We start from the raw sequence: 19,194 nt of genomic DNA, 5'->3' as shown, positions 1-19,194 counted from the left end.
CCTAGCCCTCGGAGGATTGCTGCAGGAAGGCGCGGGGGTCGAATTCGGGGCCCTTGCTGGCCGCGAAGTCCTCCAGCGCCTGCACGTCCTTGGGACGCGATTCGGGGTGATAGACCTGGATGTAGTCGCCGCGCGATTCAAAGATCGTCTCGGTCCCGTCGGCAAAGCCCAACCTGTCGCGCAGCTTTGCGGGCAGGACCAGGCGGCCCTCGCGGTCGATCTCAAGGTCGGTGGACTGTCCGTTCATCAGCAGCTCCAGCCAGCGGCGCTCCTGGCTGCCGCGGGTCAGGCGGTCGATCTGCTCGTCGATCTGCTCGATGGCCTCGATGGTGTACAGCTCCAGCCAGTTCCACCAGTCGGGGCCATAGACCGCCACCAGCTGCGTGCGCCCGGTGTTCGTCCCCGAGAATGACGGGTCGCCGGCATCGAACACGCGGCGCAGCCGGGCCGGGATCGACATCCGACCCTTGCCATCGACCTTGACGGTTTCGGTGCCTCTGAACTTCCGCGCCACCTGGGCCCGCCCTCACTGTCCTGCTCTTTCGGGACGTCCGAAAGAGAAAGGGCGGATCGGGCCGCTGCCACTGCCCGATCCGCCGCCCTCGTTCCCGATTTACCCGGGCCCCTTTGCGGGGTTGGTTGCCGACCCGTCGCACGCCACCTGGGGGAGGTGCTGCTCGCGGACGCGGGCCGGCTATGTTGGAAAACGGTTGCCTGTATGAAGTCTGCTTCGCCTGTCCGGGGTCTTGGCGCCCCTTGAACTGCCCGTTTTCGTGATCCGGTTGTGACATGGGATTTCATGGGAAGCAACGGTATTCTTGGGCCACCAGCCGCATTCCGCCGCAGCTTTTGCCTAAGCCCGAATCAAAAAATGCCGCAGAAGCGGCAGTGATGTGGCAAAGTTTGGTGGCGTGACGCGAAAGCCACACTACATCTAGAAGGCGAGTAACAAACGCATTTTGCCGGTCACTGGGTCCATTTCACCACAGTTCAAAGCCCTGCAAGTCGAAAATCCGGGCAGCGTTGCAAAACTTTTGGAACAGATCACGGACGATCACGAAATCGAGAGGTCATTCGAGCCTCACTTCCCGCAATTTCCCGACCGTCCCGTGCATTCCCAAAGCAAGCCCGGATTTCGCGCAGATCAGGCGATGCCGCCCTGCACCAGACGGTCGGCCAGGCGGGCATAGGCCTCGGACACGGCACCATCGCCCAAGGCCACCGGTCGTCCCGAATCGCCGGCCAGCCGGACCTCCAGCTCCAGCGGCAGGGCGCCCAGGAACGGCAGGTTCAGCGCCTCGGCCTCGGCCGCGACGCCACCATGGCCGAACAGATGCGCCTCATGCCCGCATTTGGGACAGATATAGGTCGACATGTTCTCGACCAGGCCCAGGACCGGTGTCTTCAGCTTGCCGAACATGTCGATCGCACGGCGCGCGTCCAGCAGCGCCACGTCCTGCGGCGTGGACACGATGATCGCACCCGTGACGGGGGCCTTCTGGCACAGCGACAGCTGCACGTCGCCGGTGCCGGGCGGCAGGTCGATCAGCAGGACGTCCAGTTCGCCCCAGTTCACCTGCTGCAGCAGCTGCTGCAGCGCGCCCATCAGCATCGGGCCGCGCCAGACCAGTGCCTCGCCCTCCTTCAGCATCAGGCCGATCGACATGACGGTGACGCCATGCGCATGCATCGGATCGATCCGCTGTCCATCCGGGCTGGCAGGCCGGCCCGAGACGCCCATCATCCGCGGCTGCGAGGGGCCATAGATGTCGGCATCCAGCAGGCCGACCTTGCGCCCCGCGCGCGCCAAGGCGACGGCAAGGTTCGAGGTGACGGTGGATTTCCCGACACCGCCCTTGCCGGATCCGACGGCGATGATGTGGCGCACGCCGGGAATCGCCTGCGGACCGGCCTGGGGCGTGGGATGCCCGCCGATCTTCAGGGACGGGGCGGCGCCCTGCCCGGATACGGCCTTGGGCGGCGCGGGCTTGGCGGGGGCGGTCATGACGATCTGGACCTTGGCCACACCGGGGATACGTTCCAGCCGGGCACGGGCCTCGGCCTCGACCGGGGCCATGGCCTGCGCGGTGGCCGCATTCTCGACCTCCAGCACGAATCGCACCGTCTCTTGGTCGATGGTCAGCGCGCGGATCAGGTCGGCCTGACCCAGCGTCCCTCCCTGCGGAAGGGCAATATCCGAGATTGCCGTAAGGATCGTTTCGCGTGTGACGGGCATGTGAGGGACCTGTGTCTTTGTTCGCCCGGCAGCATGAAGCATAGAGACGGGACCCTCAACACCCCCTGCGACAATCCGTACCGCACGGCGCTAACCGCTTTCAAACAGGTGATTTTTGCTCCCGCGGCGTGATCGCTAACAGATGTATCGTGTCAATTTTATGTCGTTAATTCATCGTTAAAGAAGGCAATAGGTCAGCCTTGGCTATGCAATTGCTGCATGGCAGCATTACGAAACCATCCGTTGTGAAACGCCGTCGATGGGGCCATCTTCAACTCAACGAAACGCCGGGCCAATCCGGGAACGGCGCAGACGAGATGAACCGAAAGGATACGACCATGGCTGTTATCGCCCAAGCACACAACGCCACCGCCGACGCCGGCCTGCGTGGCCGCCTGCTGAGCGCGATCCAGCGGATGCAGGAAAACCGCGCCCGCCGCGCCGTTTACCGCCAGACCGTGCGCGAACTGAATGCCCTGACCACCCGTGATCTGGACGATCTGGGCATCAGCCGCTCGATGATCACCCGCCTGGCGCACGAAGCGGCATGGGGTTCGGCCCAGTAATCCTGGGACACCAAGAATTCGCATTCCCGGCCCTCTCCTCCTCCCTGGGTCCGGGACCGGCGGCATCCTCCTCTCCTCCTCCCTAGAGGGTGCCGCCCAAAAGACGCACTGGAACCCGATCCTCCTCCCCGGGTTCACGTGCCAGGCGGCGGCCCCACTCCTCCCTCCCAGGGGTCGCCGCAAAAAGTTTCATAGCCGCCCCATTCGCGGCACGCTGATACGCCCGGTCCTCTCCTCCTCCCTCCCGGACCCGGCGTTCGCGGTACGGCCTCTCCTCCTCCCTGGCCCTACCGCACCCCATACGCGGCCCTTCCTCCTCCCTGGGCCAGCGTTCAGCGGCGACCTCCCTCCTCCTCCCTGGAGGTCGCCGCGCCTTCATAGCCGCCCTGATTGCGGCACACGGATACGACGGGCTCTCCTCCTCCCTGCCCGGTCGTAAGCGGTGATGGCCTCTCCTCCTCCCTGGCCGGAACCGCGACCCATACGCGGCCCCTCCTCCTCCCTGGGCCAGCGTTCAGCGGCGACCTCCCTCCTCCTCCCTAGAGGTCGCCGCGCCCTTCCTCCGGAACCCAGCGCCCCCATGACGCATTGCCCCCGACACGCAGTCGGAGGCCGCATGATTCTGCGCAAGGGCACCAAGGTGGAATGGGACTGGTCGGGCCACAAGGCGACCGGAAAGATCACCGACATCTTCACCGATGACGTCGAACGGACGATCAAGGGCAGCAAGATCAGCCGAAAGGCATCTAAGGACGATCCCGCCTACCTGATCGAACAGGAAGACGGTGACCAGGTGCTGAAGGGCCGGTCAGAACTGCGCCGCGCCGATTGACGTCTTTTCCCCGCCGTGCACCCACGCTAAGGCTGGCGGATGCTCAGCTATCAACATGCCTATCATGCCGGGAACCTGGCCGACCTGCACAAGCACGCGTTGCTGGCGGTCGCGCTGGACTACCTGACCCGCAAGGACAAGCCGCTTTCCTATCTGGAAACCCATGCGGGTCGTGGCCTTTATGACCTGACCGGCGCCGAGGCGCAGAAGACGCAGGAGGCCGCGCAGGGCATCGCCCGTGCCACGGTCGAACACTGGCTGCCGCAGGATCACCCGCTGATGCAGGCGCTGCGGGCCGTGCGCGACCTGCGGGGCGCGCAGGCCTATCCCGGTTCACCGCTGATCGCGGGGCATTTCCTGCGCCACGAGGACAAGGCCCATCTGGCCGAACTGCACCCCGCCGAATTTCAGGCCCTGCGCCGTGTGGCGGGCTTTGCCACCCTGCACCAGCAGGACGGCTTCGCGATGGCACAGGCGGTCTGTCCGCCCGATCCGCGCCGCGGCCTGCTGCTGATCGACCCCAGCTATGAGGTCAAGGCAGACTATGCCGCGATCCCCCGCCAGATCGGCCTGATCGCGCGCAAGTGGAACGCGGGCGTCATCGCGCTGTGGTATCCGATCCTGACCGATCACCGCCACATGGGCATGACCGCGCAGCTGGTCAGCGATTTCCCCGATGCCCTGCTGTCCGAGGTGTCGTTTCCCCCTGCCCGTCCAGGCCATTCGATGATCGGATCGGGCATGTTCGTGCTCAACGCCCCCTGGGGCCTGGCCGAGCACGCCCGCCAGATCGAGGCGATGTTCCGCGAGCGCGCCTGACGGGGATTCCCCCGCCGATTGCGCTGTGCCATGATCGGCCCGGCCACAAGGATTCCCTGCCATGCCTCAACGTCTGTCCATCGGCGCCACCGTGTTCCTGGTCCTGACCGTCCTGGTCGGCCTGTATTTCGCCTATGCTGCGGTGCAGGGCCCGTCGGGCATCCTGCGCCGAATCCAGATCCAGGCCGAGACCGAGGATCTGCGCGAGGCCCGCGACCTGCTGCAGGCCGACGTGACCCGCATGCAGAACCTGACCCGCCGCCTGTCGGACGATTATCTGGACCTGGACCTCTTGGACGAACGCGCCCGCGAGGTGCTGGGCCTGCTGCGCGCGGACGAGATCCTGCTGCGCTAGGGCCGGGATTGCACGGCTGTCGGTGATGCGCTACGGATAGTTTAACGCTGAACTATCCGCCACGCTTCCAGGAGGACACGCCGCATGGCCAGAAAACCAAGCCCCCAGCAGGAGGCTCCTTCGAACACGTCGAAGGAAGAGTTGCTGAAATACTATCGCGACATGCTGCTGATCCGCCGATTCGAGGAGAAGGCCGGCCAGCTGTACGGCATGGGCCTGATCGGCGGGTTCTGCCACCTTTATATCGGCCAGGAGGCCGTCGTGGTGGGTCTGGAGGCCTGCGCCAAGGACGGCGACAAGCGCATCACCAGCTATCGTGACCACGGTCACATGCTGGCCTGCGGGATGGAGGCGCGCGGCGTCATGGCCGAGCTGACCGGGCGTCAGGACGGCTATTCCAAGGGCAAGGGCGGCAGCATGCACATGTTCAGCCGCGAAAAGCATTTCTATGGCGGCCACGGCATCGTCGCCGCGCAGGTGCCGCTTGGCGCGGGCCTGGCCTTCGCGGACAAGTATCTGGGCAACGACAACGTCACCTTCACCTATTTCGGCGATGGTGCGGCGAACCAGGGCCAGGTCTACGAGACCTACAACATGGCCGAGCTGTGGGACCTGCCGGTCGTCTTCGTGATCGAGAACAACCAGTATGCCATGGGCATGTCGGTCAAGCGGTCGACGAAATCGACCACCTTCTTTGGCCGTGGAGAGGCCTTCGGCATCCCCGGCGAACAGGTCGACGGCATGGACGTGCTGGCGGTCAAGGCGGCGGGCGAAAAGGCCGTGGCGCATTGCCGCGCCGGCAAGGGCCCCTACATCCTGGAGGTCATGACCTATCGCTATCGCGGGCATTCGATGTCGGACCCGGCCAAGTACCGGACCCGCGAGGAGGTCCAGAAGATGCGCGACGAGCGTGACCCGATCGAGAACATCCGTGAGATGCTGCTGACCGGCAAGCATGCCACCGAGGAGGACCTCAAGGCGCTGGACAAGGAAATCAAGGACATCGTCAACGATTCCGCGGAATTCGCCAAGGACAGCCCCGAGCCTGACCTGGCCGAGCTCTGGACCGACATCTATGCCGACGAACTGCCCCAGGGCAGCGCCGAAGAGAACGCCTGAGGGGGACCGTCACATGGCAATTGAAATCCTGATGCCCGCCCTGTCCCCCACGATGGAGGAAGGCACGCTGGCGAAATGGCTGAAGAAAGAGGGCGACGCGGTGAAATCCGGCGACGTCATCGCCGAGATCGAGACCGACAAGGCCACGATGGAGTTCGAGGCCGTCGACGAGGGGATCATGGGCAAGCTGCTGGTGGCCGAGGGCACCCAGAACGTCGCCGTGAACACCCCCATCGCGGTGCTGGTCGAGGAGGGAGAGGACGCCGACGCGGCCCCTGCCCCCAAGGCCGAAGCCAAGCCGGCCGAAGCCCCCAAGAAGGATGACGGCGCCCAGCCCGGCGAATCCGCCATCGAGGAGGTCGTGACCCCGCAGCCCAAGCCGCGCAGCCCCGACTGGCCCGAGGGCACCAAGATGAAGACCATGACCGTGCGGGAAGCCCTGCGCGAGGCCATGGCCGAAGAGATGGACCGCGACGAGACCGTCTTCCTGATGGGCGAGGAAGTGGGCGAATACCAGGGCGCCTACAAGATCAGCCAAGGCCTGCTGGAGCGGTTCGGCCCCCGCCGCGTCGTGGACACGCCCATCTCCGAGATCGGCTTTGCCGGCATCGGCACGGGGGCGGCCCTGGCCGGCCTGCGCCCGATCGTCGAGTTCATGACCTTCAACTTCGCCATGCAGGCGATCGACCACATCATCAACTCGGCCGCAAAGACGCTGTACATGTCGGGCGGCCAGATGGGCTGCCCGATCGTGTTCCGCGGCCCGAACGGCGCCGCCGCCCGCGTGGGCGCGCAGCACAGCCAGGACTATGCCGCATGGTACGCGGCCATTCCGGGCCTCAAGGTCGTGATGCCCTATTCGGCCGCCGACGCGAAGGGCCTGATGAAGCAGGCGATCCGCGACAACAACCCGGTCATCTTCTTGGAGAACGAGATCCTGTATGGCCGCAGCTTCGAGGTGCCGGACCTTGAGGACTTCACCATTCCCTTCGGCAAGGCCAACACGGTCCGGTCGGGCGACGACGTGACGCTGGTCAGCTTCGGCATCGGTGTGGCGCATGCGCTGGAGGCCGCGGCCAAGCTGGCCGAGGAGGGCATCGAGGCCGACGTGATCGACCTGCGCACCCTGCGGCCGCTGGACTATGACGCGATCCTGGAATCGGTCAAGCGGACCAACCGTTGCGTGACCGTCGAGGAGGGCTTCCCCGTGGGCGCCATCGGCAACCACATCTCGGCCTATCTGATGGAGAACGCGTTCGACTATCTGGACGCGCCCGTCATCAACTGCACCGGCAAGGACGTGCCGATGCCCTATGCCGCCAACCTGGAAAAGCACGCGCTGATCACGCCCGCCGAGATCGTCGAAGCCGTGAAAAAAGTCACCTACAAGTAAGGGAGCTGCGCGATGCCCACGGAAATCCTGATGCCCGCCCTCTCCCCGACGATGGAGGAGGGCACGCTGGCCAAGTGGCTGGTCAAGGAAGGCGACGAGGTCAAGTCCGGCGACGTCATCGCCGAGATCGAGACCGACAAGGCCACGATGGAGTTCGAGGCCGTCGACGAAGGTCGCATCGGCAAGATTCTGATCGCCGAGGGCACCTCGGCGGTCAAGGTCAACACCGCCATCGCGGTCCTGCTGGAGGACGGCGAGGAGGCGGGCGACATCAGCGCGCCCAAGGCCAAGGAAGAGCCCAAGCCCAAGGCGGATGCCGAGCCCGAACCGGCCGAAAAGGGCTATGGCGGCCCGATCGGCGCGCCGGTCGCCGGCGATGCCAAGGCCGACGCACCCAAGGGCGACCGGGTCTTCGCCTCGCCCTTGGCGCGGCGCATCGCCAAGGACAAGGGTCTGGACCTGTCGCAGATCCAAGGCAGCGGCCCCCGTGGCCGCATCGTCAAGGCCGATGTCGAGAACGCCAAGGCAGGTGACGCCAAGCCCTCCGCGTCGGCTGCGGCCCAGCCCGAGGCGAAGGCGGCCCCCGCGGCAGCCGCAGCCCCGGCCCAGGCCCCCAAGGGCCTGTCGACCGACGCTGTGCTGAAGATGTATGCCGACCGCGAGACCGAGGAGGTCGCGCTGGACGGCATGCGCCGCACCATCGCCGCCCGCCTGTCCGAAGCCAAGCAGACCATCCCGCATTTCTACCTGCGCCGCTCGGCCAAGCTGGATGCGCTGATGGAGTTCCGGGCCACGCTGAACAAGCAGCTGGAGAGCCGTGGCGTCAAGCTGTCGGTCAACGACTTCATCATCAAGGCCAGCGCCCTGGCGCTGCAGCAGGTGCCTGACGCGAACGCGGTCTGGGCGGGGGATCGCATCCTCAAGCTGAAACCGTCGGACGTCGCCGTGGCCGTGGCCATCGAGGGCGGGCTGTTCACGCCCGTGCTGAAGGACGCGCATCAGAAGACCCTGTCGGCGCTGTCGGCGCAGATGAAGGATCTGGCCGCGCGCGCCAAGTCCAAGAAGCTGGCCCCCCATGAATACCAGGGCGGCAGCTTCGCGATCAGCAACCTGGGCATGTTCGGCATCGAGAACTTCGACGCGGTCATCAACCCGCCGCATGGCGCGATCCTGGCCGTGGGTGCGGGCATCCCGACCCCGGTCGTCGAAAAGGGCGAAGTCGTGGTGCGCAACGTCATGTCGATGACGCTGTCGGTGGACCACCGGGTGATCGACGGCGCCATGGGCGCGCAGCTGCTGGAGGCGATCGTCGCCCATCTGGAAAACCCGATGGGCATGCTGGCCTGATCCAGCCACCGGACGGAACGAACGGCGGGCCATCGGCCCGCCGTCTTTCGTTGTCAGAACGTGACGGTGACGCCCGGAAGGCGCAATTCGTTGATCAGGTCGCGCAACTCCTGCCGCGCGGCGATCTGGGACATGCTCATGGCCTCGGTGCCGACGTCCTTCAGGTCCAGCAGGGTCAGCCCGTTCGGAAACAGCTCGCGAAAGATCACGCGTTCCGAAAATCCGGGCGCCACCCGAAACCCGATCCGCTTGGACAGGTCGGCCAACGCGCCGCCGACCTTGCGCTTGTTGTGCATCTGCTGGCTGCCCAGTCGGTTTCTCAGCACCAGCCAGTCGATGGGCCCTGCCCCGGCCTGCGCGCGCAGCTGGCGTGCGCCCCATACCATCTCGGCATAGATCGAGGGACCAAGCACGTCACCGTCGGGCGACAGGCGCGCCAGCAGGTCGAAATCGACGAAACTGTCGTTCAGGGGCGTGATCAGCGTGTCGGCGACCGTATGCGCCATCTGGCTCAGCTTGGTGTGCGACCCGGGGCAGTCCAGCAGGATGAAGTCGCACGTCTCCTCCAGCTGCCGCAGGGCGGGCGTCAGGGGATCGGCGCCCTCGCCCAGCGGCGCCAGCACGGGCATGGGCAGGTCCAGCCCCTTGCGCACCAGGAAGGCGGCGCGATTCTCCAGATAGCGGCCAAAGCTGCGCTGGCGGACGTCTAGGTCCAGCCCGCCGACCCGGTGCCCCATCCGCGCCAGCGCGGTCGCCACATGCATCGAGGTGGTCGACTTGCCCGAGCCGCCCTTTTCGTTTCCGACCACGATGATATGCGCCACAAGCAGCCTCTTGTCCTGTCCCGACGGGAAACCTAGCGACCGCGCCGCCGGATGGAAAGCCGCCCCGGCAGCCCTAGCGCCGCAGCAGCCGTCCGTCGATCATCGCCAGCCCCAGCCCGATGACCGCCATGCCCAGCAGTTGCGGCAGGCCAAGCACCTCGTCCAGGAACAGCCAGCCAAGCAGGATTGCCGACACCGGCACCAGGAACGTCACCAGAGAGATGTTCGTGGCCCCTGCCCGGCCCAGGATGCGAAAGAACAGCACATAGGCCAGCCCCGTGCAGACCAGCCCCAGCAGGCTGATCGCCAGCCAGACCTGAGCAGGTGCCGCCGGCGGCAGCCCGTCATGCGCCAATGCCAGGGGCAGCAGCACGGCGCTGGTGCCCGTCACCATGCCCGCCGCCGTGACCAGCGGATCGACGCCCTGCGCACGGAACCGCCGCCCAAAGGCCGCGGCCCAGGCATAGCTGATCGCGGCGCCCAGCATCGCCAGTTGCGGCAGCACGCCATGGCCGTGACCGGCCAATTCGTCCACGCCGATCATCACCGCGACACCGCCCAGGCCCAGGGCGACACCGGCCAGGCGCATCAGTCCCGCGCGTTCATCCGCCAGCACCAAGGTCGAGACCAGCACCGTGAACAGCGGCGTCGTCGCGTTCAGGATGGATGCCAGCCCGGCCGGGATGAACCCCTGCGCCCAGACGATCAGCCCAAAGGGGATGGCGTTGTTCAGGACGCCCATCACCAGGAACGCGCCCCACAGCCCCGCGCCGCGCGGCAGTGCCCGCCCGGTCGCCAGCACGATGGCCCATAGGACCGCGGCGGCGATCATCACGCGCAGCGCCACCACCCACAGGACCGGCATATGCCCCACGATCAGCGCGATCAGGAAGAACGACCCGCCCCAGATCAGTGACAGCAGCAGCAGAAGGCCCCAGTCGGATGCGCTCATCCGCGCGGTGATCATCGGACGGTCCGGTCAGGCAATGGGCGGGAATGGGTCATGGGTCCTCCTGCGGCGCACGCTGCCCCAAGCCGGGGCCGAGGGAAAGGGCTCAGCCGTCGCGCAGCGCCGCCAGCGCGGCTTGGACCTTCGGGGTGCGATGCAGGTCGACATGGGTGACCAGCCACAGGTTGGAATCCCATTCCGGCAAGCTCAGCGCGGGCAGAAGGCCATGCGCCAGGCTGTCGGGCAGGGCACCGACCGCCAGCCCGGCGCGGATCACCGCCTCGCGCGCAGTGGCCTCGTTGGCGGTGACCAGGATGTTCTCGGGGCCGATGCGGTCCTGCAGCCAACGCATGTACGGGGCGCCGCGCGCCTCTGGTCCCGGCAGGGCAAAGCGGTGGTCGCGCGGATTGTCGACCGGCCCGTGCCGGTCCAGGTACGAGGCCGCGGCATACATCACATGCCCCATCTGCCCCATCGCACGCACGACATAGTCGGGCTCGGTCGGTTCGGCCCCGCCCCGGATGGCCACATGCGCCTCTCCGGCGCCCAGCCGGAACAGGCGCGCGTCCGTGGCATAGGTCAGGCGCAGGTCGGGATGGCGCGCCATCAGCGCGATCAGCCGCGGCATGACCAGATCCACCAGTTCCGGCAGCGAGGTCACGACCAGTTCTCCCTCGATCCGGTCTCCGGCGCCGGCGATCTGCGCGGCCATCTGGGCAAAGCGTTCATCCGCAGCCCCCGCCGCATCCAGCAGGGTGCGCCCGGCCTCGGTCAGGGCATAGCCGCGGGTGTGGCGTTGGAACAGCCGGGCGCGCAGGGCCGATTCAAGCGCGTCGATGCGGCGGATCACCGTGGCGTGGTGCACGCCAAGATCGGCGGCCGCCCCGCTGACCGTTCCGGTGCGCGCGACGGCCAGTGCCACGCGGATATCGTCCCACGATTCGATCTGCATGTGCATCCCCGCACAGTGAATGCGCAGTTATCCCCCTTACGTTCGCAGGTGCATAGACCTAAATCTGCTGCAACGCAGAAACAACTCTCTGGGAGCTTGCCATGAACATCCTGCATCTCGACAGCGCCATCACCGCCGACGCCTCGGTCTCGCGCCAGCTGACCGCCGACATCCTGGCCCGCCTGACTGCTGGCAATCCCGACGCGACGGTGACCTATCGCGATCTCAGCACGGGCGTCCCCGCCATCGACACCGCATGGTTCAAGGCCGTGCGCGTGGGCACCGACGATCCGACCCCGCAGCAGCAGGCGCAGATTGACACCTCGAACGCGCTGCTGGCCGAGGTTCAGGCCGCCGACACGCTGGTGATCGGGCTGCCGGTCTACAACTTCTTCCTGCCGTCGCAGCTGAAGACCTGGCTGGACCAGATCGCCCGCGCCGGTGTCAGCTTCCGCTATACCGCCGAGGGCCCCGAGGGCCTGCTGACGGGCAAGCGCGCCTTCGTGGCGTATACCGCCGCCGGCACGCCGATGGGTTCGGACCTGGACCACGCGTCAGGCTATCTGCGCCACATGCTGGGGTTCCTGGGCATCACCGACGTGACCTTCGTGGCCGCCGACGGCCTTGCCATGGACCGCGAGGCTGGCATGGCACGCGCACAACAGGCGCTGCAGCAGATCGCGGCCTGACCGTCTGCGCTGTTGCGCAGGTTCACCCCATCCTCATATGGCGGCATTGCATCCTTCGGGGACATTGCCGCCATGCGTTTCACGATTGCGACCGCCGCCCTGCTGACAGGGCTGGCGGTTTTTTACACCCCGGCCGTGGCGCAGACCGCGGTCAACGAAATCGCCACGCACCGCCCCCGTGACATGATCGAATGGACCAAGCTGCTGCGCGACAATGCCGCCCGCCAAAGCCATGTGGCCCTCTTGCAGGCAGCGACCGTCAGCGCGACCAACGCCGCCCAATTCGTCATCGTCGTGGCCGAGGACGGCGTGATCATCGATGTGCGGACCATGCAGTCCTCGGGCAACCCGCTGATAGATCATGCCCTGCGCAACAGCATCATGGACATGTACCGGATGCCGCCCTTCACGGACGACATGCCGCGGGGCAGCGCCAGCTTCGTTCTGCCGGTCAACGTCGCGACCCCGTGATCCGACCGGGCCTGCGTTGACAGGAACCCCCCTGCCCTGTACAAGACCCCGGATTCCCGGAAGCACAGCCTTCCGGTCCCTGCGCCAGATGCGGGGATCGCCCCCCGTCAGCGCGTTGCGCCCACGGGGGCTAAACCGATTTGGAGCCATAGGAGGCCCGGCCATGTTCGAGAACCTTTCCGATCGCTTGGGCGGCGTCTTCGACCGGCTGACCAAGCAAGGCGCCCTGTCCGAGGAGGACGTCACCGCCGCTATGCGCGAGGTGCGCGTGGCCCTGCTGGAGGCGGACGTCTCGCTGCCGGTGGCGCGCAACTTCGTCAAGGCCGTCACGGCCAAGGCCACCGGCGCTGCGGTCACGAAATCGGTCAGCCCCGGCCAGCAGGTCGTCAAGATCGTCCATGACGAGCTGATCAAGGTCCTGCAGGGCGACGACGCCCCCGAGGCGCTGCGCATCGACAACCCGCCCGCCGCCATCCTGATGGTCGGCCTGCAGGGTTCGGGCAAGACCACCACGACCGCGAAACTGGCCCTGCGCCTGAAGGACCGCGAGAAGAAGCGCGTGCTGATGGCGTCCCTGGACACCAACCGCCCCGCCGCGATGGAGCAGCTGGCCATCCTGGGCCAGCAGATCGGCGTCGACACGCTGCCCATCGTGATGGGCCAGACCGCCGTGCAGATCGCGCAGCGCGCAAAGACGCAGGCCTCGCTTGGCGGCTATGACGTGGTGATGCTGGACACCGCCGGCCGCCTGCATATCGACGAAGCGCTGATGACCCAGGTCCAGCAGGTCCGCGACATCGCGAACCCGCGCGAGACGCTGCTGGTCGTCGACGGCCTGACCGGCCAGGACGCCGTGAACGTCGCGACCGAGTTCGACGCCAAGGTCGGCGTCACCGGCGTGGTCCTGACCCGGATGGACGGCGACGGGCGCGGCGGCGCGGCCCTGTCGATGCGCGCGGTGACCGGCAAGCCGATCCGCTTCGTGGGTCTGGGCGAAAAGATGGACGCCCTGGAGACGTTCGATGCCAGCCGCGTCGCGGGGCGCATCCTGGGCATGGGCGATATCGTGGCCCTGGTCGAGAAGGCCCAGCAGGTGCTGGAGGTCGAGCAGGCCGAACGCATGATGAAGCGGTTCCAGAAGGGCCTCTTCAACATGAACGACCTGCGCAGCCAACTGGAGCAGATGCAGAAGATGGGCGGCATGTCCTCGGTCATGGGGATGATGCCCGGCATGGCCAAGATGGCCAAGCAGGCCGAGGCCGCGGGCTATGACGACAAGGTCGTCCGCCACCAGATCGCCCTGATCAATTCGATGACCAAGAAGGAACGGGCCAATCCCGACCTGCTGCAGGCCAGCCGGAAAAAGCGCATTGCTGCGGGCGCGGGTCTGGACGTGTCGGACCTGAACAAGCTGCTGAAGATGCAGAAGCAGATGGCTGACACGATGAAGAAGCTGGGCAAGATGGGCAAGGGCGGGCTGATGAAGCAGGCCATGCGCGCCATGACCGGCAAGGGCGGCGGCCTGCCCGACATGGAGAACCTGGACCCCGCCAAGATGGCCGAGGCCCAGAAGATGCTGGCCGATCCCAAGGGCCTGGGCGGGCAACTGGGCCGCGCGGGCCTGCCTGCCGGCTTGGGCGGATTGTTCGGCAAGAAATGATCACGCTGTCCCCCACCCCGGTTCTGGAGACGGAACGGCTGACCCTGCGCGCGCCCTTGGGCAGCGACTGGCCGCATTGGCGCAGCTTCTATCAGTCGGATCGCGCGCAGTTCGTGGGCGGCGGTTCGCCCGAACCCAAGCCCGGCGCCTATTGGCGGGCCTTCGGCCACCTGACCGGCCATTGGGTGATGCGCGGCTTCGGGATGTTCGTGTTCTGCCTCAAGGGCGATGATACGCCCCTGGGCATGACCGGCCCGTGGTACCCCGACGGCTGGCCCGAGCATGAGTTGGGCTGGACCGTTTGGTCGCAGGCCGCCGAAGGCCGCGGCTATGTCGCCGAGGCCGCCCGTGCGGTGCGCGCGCATGCGTTCCGCGACCTGGGCTGGACCACGGCCGTCAGCTATATCGACCCGGACAATGCCCGGTCGATCGCTTTGGCCGAACGGCTTGGCGCGGTGCGCGACCGCGGCGCGCGGCAGCCGGTCTTCGACAAGCCCTGCCTCGTCTATCGTCACAGCCCGGAGGCCGCATGACCGACGCAACCACCCGCGCGGCCGACCTGCTGCGCGACCACCGTGCCAGCATCGACCGGCTTGACGCCATCCTGGTCTATACGCTGGCCGAACGCTTCAAGCACACCCAGTCCGTCGGCCGCCTGAAGGCCCGGCACGACCTTCCGCCGTCCGATCCCTCGCGCGAGGCAAGCCAGATCGAACGCCTGGAACGCCTCGCGCGCGAGGCCGATCTCGACCCGGAATTCGCGCGCAAATTCCTGACCTTCGTGATCGCCGAAGTCATTCGGCACCACGAACATTATCAGTCCTGACCGGACGACAACCCAAGGAGACTATCTGATGTCCATGAAGATCCGCCTGGCCCGTGGTGGCAGCAAGAAGCGCCCGCACTATGCCATCGTCGCGTCGGATTCGCGCATGCCGCGCGACGGCCGCTTCATCGAGAAGCTGGGCACCTACAACCCGCTGCTGGCCAAGGACAGCGAAGACCGCGTCAAGATGGACGTCGAGCGCATCCAGTACTGGCTGAGCCACGGCGCGCAGCCGACCGATCGCGTCGCACGCTTCCTGGAAGCCGCGGGCGTCAAGGAAAAGGCCGAGCGCAAGAACATGAAGAAGGCAGAGCCCGGCAAGAAAGCCAAGGCCCGCGCCGACGAGCGCGCCAAGAAGGCCGCGGCGCCCGCCGAAGCCGAGTGATCTGACGCTGGCGGGGGAAACCCCGCCAGTCCTTTATTGCAAGGGTGTGACATGACCGAAGACCGCATCTGCGTCGGCGCCATCGCGGGGGCTTTCGGGGTCCACGGAGAGGTGCGGCTGAAAAGCTTCTGCTCGGACCCTGCCGATATCGCGACCTATTCCCCCCTGACGTCCGAGGACGGCACCCGCCGGTTCGAGGTGTCGCTGACGCGCGAGGTGACGGGGGCCCTGGGTGCGCGCATCAAGGGCATCGCCACCAAGGAGGATGCCGACGCCCTGCGCGGCGTGACCCTGTGGGCCCCGCGCAGTGCCTTGCCCGCGCTGCCGGATGACGAATTCTATCACGCCGACCTGATCGGGCTGGAGGTCGTCGATACCGGCGGCAAATCCTTGGGCCGGGTGCGCGCGCTGTACGATCACGGCGCCGGCGACATCATCGAGGTGGTGGGCGGCACGCAGGTGCTGATGCTGCCCTTTACCCGTGCCGTCGTGCCGACCGTCGATCTGGCCGCGCGTCGCATCGTGGTGGACCCGCCCGGCGACGACGAATGAGCGACGCGCCCAGTCCCAAGTCGCATGGCCGCCTGACCGCCCGCCCCAGCCTGCGCCCGCGCGAGCTGATGGCGGAACCGCAGGTGGCGGGCGCATGGACCGCGCGGATCGTCACGCTGTTCCCCGAGGCCTTTCCCGGCATCCTGGGCCTGTCCCTGACCGGCAAGGCGCTGGCGCAGGGCTTGTGGAACCTGCGCACCATCGGCCTGCGCGATTTCGGCATGGGCCGGCACCGCAATGTCGACGACACGCCCGCGGGCGGCGGGGCCGGCATGGTCATCCGCGCGGACGTGCTGGACGCGGCCCTGACCGAGGCGCAGGCGGGACCGGGGCCGTCCCTGCCCGTCCTTTACATGTCGCCGCGCGGCAGGCCGCTGACCCAGGCCCGTGCCCGGGCGCTGGCGCAGGGGCCGGGCGTCACGCTGATCTGCGGCCGGTTCGAGGGAATCGACCAGCGCGTGCTGGACAAGCACGCCATCGAGGAGATCAGCATCGGGGATTATGTCCTGACCGGCGGAGAGATCGCCGCACAGGTCTTGATCGACGCGACGGTCCGGCTTATACCGCGCGTGCTGGGCAATCATGATTCCCTGGCCGAGGAGTCCTTTTCCATCGGCAACCGGGGTCTTCTGGAGGCGCCGCAGTTCACCAAGCCCGCCCTCTGGGATGGCCGCGAGATACCGCCCGTGCTGTTGTCGGGCAATCACGCAGCCATCGCCGCATGGCGGTCCGGTGAGGCCGAGAGGCTGACACAAGAACGCCGCCCCGATCTGTGGCGGGCATATGCGGAAACGCATGTGGACCCGGCAAAGGACCGACAGCGCTCGGGCGCATCAGACCAATCGCGGATGTACCGCGAGCATGACAAGGAACCAAAGCGATGAACCTGATCGCACAACTCGAAGCCGAGCAGATCGCCGAGCTTGGCAAGTCCATTCCCGACTTCAAGGCCGGCGACACCATCCGCGTCGGCTACAAAGTGACCGAGGGTACCCGTACCCGCGTCCAGAACTACGAAGGCGTCTGCATCTCGCGCCGTGGCGGCGCGAACATCGCGGCCAGCTTCACGGTCCGCAAGATCAGCTTCGGCGAAGGCGTGGAGCGCGTGTTCCCGCTGTATTCGACCAACATCGCCACGATTGAGGTCGTCCGTCGCGGCAAGGTCCGTCGCGCCAAGCTGTACTATCTGCGCGATCGTCGCGGCAAGTCGGCCCGTATCGTCGAAAAGACCAACTACCGTCCGCTGTCGGACGCGAAAGCCTGAGCAGAGGTCACGCCATGAAAAAAGAGATTCACCCCGATTACCACACGATCTCGGTCAAGATGACGGACGGGACCACCTACCAGACCCGTTCGACCTGGGGCGCCGAGGGCGACAGCATGTCGCTGGACATCGACCCGACCTCGCACCCGGCCTGGACCGGTGGTTCGTCGCGCCTGATGGATGCCGGCGGCCGCGTGACCAAGTTCAAGTCGAAATACGCGGGCCTGGGTTTCTGATCCACGCCACGATCGACGTTGCAGACGCCGCCCCTCGGGGCGGCGTTTCGCATTCCGGGGTCAGGTGAAAAACGCCAGCACGCGGCGGCGCTCTGCCATCCCCAGCCAGGTGGCCAAGGCCAGGCAGACCGCCATGACGGTCAGCGCCTTGGTGTCCCCCTCCAGCCCGAACCGGCTGGCGCAGATCATGATCATGACATGCACGAAATAGACGAAGGCCGCGGTGCTGGCCGCGCGCTTGCCGTCCCACGCCCCCTGCACCTGCTGCGCAGCCAGGAACAGCAGCGGCGCCGCCGACAGCAGCGACAGCATCATGTCGACGCCCCAGCCCCCGCCCGCGATCACCCGCCAGACCAGGCTTTCCCCCATCACCGCCAGCAGCGCCAGACCGGCCAACGGCATGGCCCACCGCCGCAGCCCCGCACCCCAGCCATGCGCCAGTAGAACGCCAAGCGCGAAGAACGGAAAGATGGTGAAGACCCCGTTGCGATAATGGTCTAGCTGGATCTCTGCCTGCCCGGTCAGGACCAGCAACTGCAGGGCCAGCCCCGTACCCGCCAGAAGCGCCGCCGCGACCGCGATCCGCATCGGTCGGCGCAGCACCATGACCATCACAGCCGATACCAGCAGGCCCGGCAGGAACCACAGGTGGAAAAAGCCGAACACCAGCGTCTGCAGCGCATGCCCCGCCCCGGTCAGGTCCGGACCATAGATCGGCAGATAGATCGTCATCCACAGCAGGTACAGCGCCAGGATGCGGCGCAGATACGGCCCACTGCGCCCGCCGCGCATGGCCGACAGGAAGAAGTACCCTGAGATCAAGGCAAAGACCGGCACAGCCAGACGATAGAGGCCGTTGAACAGCACCTGCTTGACCAGCGGCTGCGCGGCCTCGGGAAATCCGCTATGCAGGGCGATGACCGTCAGTGCCAGAAGGATGCGCAACGGGTCGATGGCGCTGTTGCGCCGGGTCTGGGATGTCATGGGCCGGCCTTTGTCGTGCAGCCCTGTCAACGGCCAAAGGCCCGTCCGGTTCACCCGCAGGGCGCGTTATCTGCGCCTTGCCCGGTCACGCGGCAGCGGCGCCCGGCACGACCAGCCCGACGATGTCCATCATGATCGTGTTCAGCTGGAAATCCTTGGGCGTATAGACCCGCGCCACGCCCATCGCCGTCAGGCGGGCGGCGTCGTCGTCGGGAATGATGCCGCCGACGATCACCGGCACATGGCCCATTCCGGCGGCCTGCATGCGGGCCATCAGATCCTCGATCAGCGGCAGGTGGCTGCCCGACAGGATCGACAGGCCGACGACATGGACGTCCTGTTCGCGGGCACGGGCGACGATCTCCTCCGGGGTCAGGCGGATGCCCTCATAGGTGATGTCCATGCCGCAGTCGCGGGCGCGGAAAGCGATCTGTTCGGCGCCGTTCGAATGGCCGTCCAGGCCCGGCTTGCCCACCAGGAACTTCAGCCGCCGCCCCAGCCGGGCGCTGACCGCATCGACCGCGTCCCGTATCTCCTCCAGCCCCTCGGTCCGGTTCGAGGGCGCCTGCGACACCCCCGTCGGGCCGCGGTATTCGCCATGCACCGCGCGCATCACGCCCGCCCATTCGCCGGTGGTGACGCCCGCGCGGGCGGCGGCGATGGACGGCCCCATGATATTCGCGCCCGACTGCGCGGCGCGGCGCAGCGCGGCCAGCGCCGCCTCGACCGCGCTTG

Annotated in this window: 24 protein-coding genes; 17 read left to right on the top strand and 7 right to left on the bottom strand. The window is 66.9% G+C overall.

Annotation, left to right across the window (positions count from 1 at the left end):
• Position 1 precedes the first annotated feature (1 nt).
• Positions 2–514 carry a division/cell wall cluster transcriptional repressor MraZ gene (locus FHD68_RS07385; protein ID WP_045982884.1) on the bottom strand — a complete coding sequence of 171 codons (513 nt, stop codon included), beginning with the start codon at positions 512–514 and terminating at the stop codon, positions 2–4.
• Positions 515–1,144: 630 nt separating this feature from the next.
• Positions 1,145–2,236 carry an Mrp/NBP35 family ATP-binding protein gene (locus FHD68_RS07380; protein WP_127899077.1) on the bottom strand — a complete coding sequence of 364 codons (1,092 nt, stop codon included), beginning with the start codon at positions 2,234–2,236 and terminating at the stop codon, positions 1,145–1,147.
• A 338-nt stretch (positions 2,237–2,574) separates the two neighbouring features.
• On the opposite strand from FHD68_RS07380, the gene FHD68_RS07375 reads away from it, so the two are divergent.
• From FHD68_RS07375 to FHD68_RS07345, 7 genes are all read left to right on the top strand, one after another.
• Positions 2,575–2,802: a DUF1127 domain-containing protein gene (locus FHD68_RS07375; protein WP_045982882.1), complete on the top strand. Its 228-nt coding sequence runs from the start codon at positions 2,575–2,577 to the stop codon at positions 2,800–2,802.
• Between the two features lie 616 nt (positions 2,803–3,418).
• Entirely contained in the window at positions 3,419–3,634 is a 216-nt protein-coding gene (locus FHD68_RS07370; protein WP_127899078.1) for a hypervirulence associated TUDOR domain-containing protein, read from the top strand.
• 39 nt (positions 3,635–3,673) lie between these two features.
• Positions 3,674–4,453, top strand: a complete 780-nt coding sequence (gene rlmJ, locus FHD68_RS07365) for a 23S rRNA (adenine(2030)-N(6))-methyltransferase RlmJ (protein ID WP_127899079.1) — start codon at positions 3,674–3,676, stop codon at positions 4,451–4,453.
• Positions 4,454–4,514: 61 nt separating this feature from the next.
• On the top strand, positions 4,515–4,808 hold the full coding sequence (locus FHD68_RS07360) for an FtsB family cell division protein (protein WP_045982879.1): 294 nt from the start codon (positions 4,515–4,517) through the stop codon (positions 4,806–4,808).
• Positions 4,809–4,892: 84 nt separating this feature from the next.
• Positions 4,893–5,927, top strand: a complete 1,035-nt coding sequence (gene pdhA / locus FHD68_RS07355; RefSeq protein WP_045982878.1) for a pyruvate dehydrogenase (acetyl-transferring) E1 component subunit alpha — start codon at positions 4,893–4,895, stop codon at positions 5,925–5,927.
• A gap of 13 nt (positions 5,928–5,940) precedes the next feature.
• A complete protein-coding gene (locus FHD68_RS07350; RefSeq protein WP_127899080.1) occupies positions 5,941–7,320 on the top strand; it encodes a pyruvate dehydrogenase complex E1 component subunit beta in 1,380 nt (459 codons plus the stop codon).
• A 12-nt stretch (positions 7,321–7,332) separates the two neighbouring features.
• Entirely contained in the window at positions 7,333–8,667 is a 1,335-nt protein-coding gene (locus tag FHD68_RS07345; protein ID WP_127899081.1) for a pyruvate dehydrogenase complex dihydrolipoamide acetyltransferase, read from the top strand.
• Between the two features lie 53 nt (positions 8,668–8,720).
• Here the strand turns inward: FHD68_RS07345 and FHD68_RS07340 are convergent, their stop codons facing one another.
• The 3 genes from FHD68_RS07340 to FHD68_RS07330 all read right to left on the bottom strand — a co-directional run bounded on the left by FHD68_RS07340 (position 8,721) and on the right by FHD68_RS07330 (position 11,392).
• On the bottom strand, positions 8,721–9,491 hold the full coding sequence (locus tag FHD68_RS07340; RefSeq protein ID WP_045982875.1) for a division plane positioning ATPase MipZ: 771 nt from the start codon (positions 9,489–9,491) through the stop codon (positions 8,721–8,723).
• A 73-nt stretch (positions 9,492–9,564) separates the two neighbouring features.
• Positions 9,565–10,443, bottom strand: coding sequence for a DMT family transporter (locus tag FHD68_RS07335; protein ID WP_205963221.1), 879 nt, complete (start codon positions 10,441–10,443; stop codon positions 9,565–9,567).
• Positions 10,444–10,546: 103 nt separating this feature from the next.
• Complete coding sequence (locus tag FHD68_RS07330; protein WP_127899083.1) at positions 10,547–11,392, bottom strand: LysR family transcriptional regulator; 846 nt, start codon at positions 11,390–11,392, stop codon at positions 10,547–10,549.
• Positions 11,393–11,493: 101 nt separating this feature from the next.
• Between FHD68_RS07330 and FHD68_RS07325 the strand changes: the two genes are divergently transcribed.
• The 10 genes from FHD68_RS07325 to rpmE all read left to right on the top strand — a co-directional run bounded on the left by FHD68_RS07325 (position 11,494) and on the right by rpmE (position 17,475).
• Positions 11,494–12,081, top strand: coding sequence for an FMN-dependent NADH-azoreductase (locus tag FHD68_RS07325; RefSeq protein WP_127899084.1), 588 nt, complete (start codon positions 11,494–11,496; stop codon positions 12,079–12,081).
• A gap of 72 nt (positions 12,082–12,153) precedes the next feature.
• On the top strand, positions 12,154–12,552 hold the full coding sequence (locus FHD68_RS07320; protein WP_127899085.1) for a TonB C-terminal domain-containing protein: 399 nt from the start codon (positions 12,154–12,156) through the stop codon (positions 12,550–12,552).
• A gap of 163 nt (positions 12,553–12,715) precedes the next feature.
• Positions 12,716–14,212 carry a signal recognition particle protein gene (ffh, locus tag FHD68_RS07315; RefSeq protein WP_127899086.1) on the top strand — a complete coding sequence of 499 codons (1,497 nt, stop codon included), beginning with the start codon at positions 12,716–12,718 and terminating at the stop codon, positions 14,210–14,212.
• Entirely contained in the window at positions 14,209–14,745 is a 537-nt protein-coding gene (locus FHD68_RS07310) for a GNAT family N-acetyltransferase (RefSeq protein WP_045982870.1), read from the top strand. The genes ffh and FHD68_RS07310 overlap by 4 nt, the downstream gene beginning before the upstream one ends.
• A complete protein-coding gene (locus tag FHD68_RS07305; protein ID WP_042249024.1) occupies positions 14,742–15,038 on the top strand; it encodes a chorismate mutase in 297 nt (98 codons plus the stop codon). The genes FHD68_RS07310 and FHD68_RS07305 overlap by 4 nt, the downstream gene beginning before the upstream one ends.
• Positions 15,039–15,066: 28 nt before the next feature.
• Positions 15,067–15,423, top strand: coding sequence for a 30S ribosomal protein S16 (gene rpsP, locus FHD68_RS07300; protein WP_045982869.1), 357 nt, complete (start codon positions 15,067–15,069; stop codon positions 15,421–15,423).
• A 51-nt stretch (positions 15,424–15,474) separates the two neighbouring features.
• The gene (gene rimM / locus FHD68_RS07295; protein WP_046001398.1) at positions 15,475–15,975 is read left to right on the top strand and encodes a ribosome maturation factor RimM; all 501 of its coding nucleotides are present in this window, start codon (positions 15,475–15,477) and stop codon (positions 15,973–15,975) included.
• Positions 15,972–16,859, top strand: a complete 888-nt coding sequence (gene trmD, locus FHD68_RS07290) for a tRNA (guanosine(37)-N1)-methyltransferase TrmD (RefSeq protein ID WP_127899087.1) — start codon at positions 15,972–15,974, stop codon at positions 16,857–16,859. The genes rimM and trmD overlap by 4 nt, the downstream gene beginning before the upstream one ends.
• Positions 16,856–17,239 (top strand): 50S ribosomal protein L19, encoded by a 384-nt coding sequence (gene rplS / locus FHD68_RS07285; protein ID WP_045982866.1) that lies wholly within the window; start codon positions 16,856–16,858, stop codon positions 17,237–17,239. The genes trmD and rplS overlap by 4 nt, the downstream gene beginning before the upstream one ends.
• Before the next feature lie 14 nt (positions 17,240–17,253).
• On the top strand, positions 17,254–17,475 hold the full coding sequence (gene rpmE, locus FHD68_RS07280) for a 50S ribosomal protein L31 (protein ID WP_042249018.1): 222 nt from the start codon (positions 17,254–17,256) through the stop codon (positions 17,473–17,475).
• 60 nt (positions 17,476–17,535) lie between these two features.
• On the opposite strand, the gene FHD68_RS07275 is transcribed toward rpmE, so the two are convergent.
• Both FHD68_RS07275 and FHD68_RS07270 read right to left on the bottom strand, forming a co-directional pair.
• Positions 17,536–18,459 (bottom strand): acyltransferase family protein, encoded by a 924-nt coding sequence (locus FHD68_RS07275; protein WP_127899088.1) that lies wholly within the window; start codon positions 18,457–18,459, stop codon positions 17,536–17,538.
• A gap of 85 nt (positions 18,460–18,544) precedes the next feature.
• Positions 18,545–19,194: cobalamin B12-binding domain-containing protein (locus FHD68_RS07270; protein ID WP_167550378.1), on the bottom strand; the 650-nt coding region annotated here is incomplete at its 5' end.

The sequence above is a fragment of the Paracoccus marcusii genome (genome assembly GCF_006151785.1).
Taxonomy (GTDB): Bacteria; Pseudomonadota; Alphaproteobacteria; order Rhodobacterales; family Rhodobacteraceae; genus Paracoccus; species Paracoccus marcusii.
Note: the sequence above shows the minus strand (reverse complement) of the source record. Positions and strands in the feature narration are given on the sequence as shown.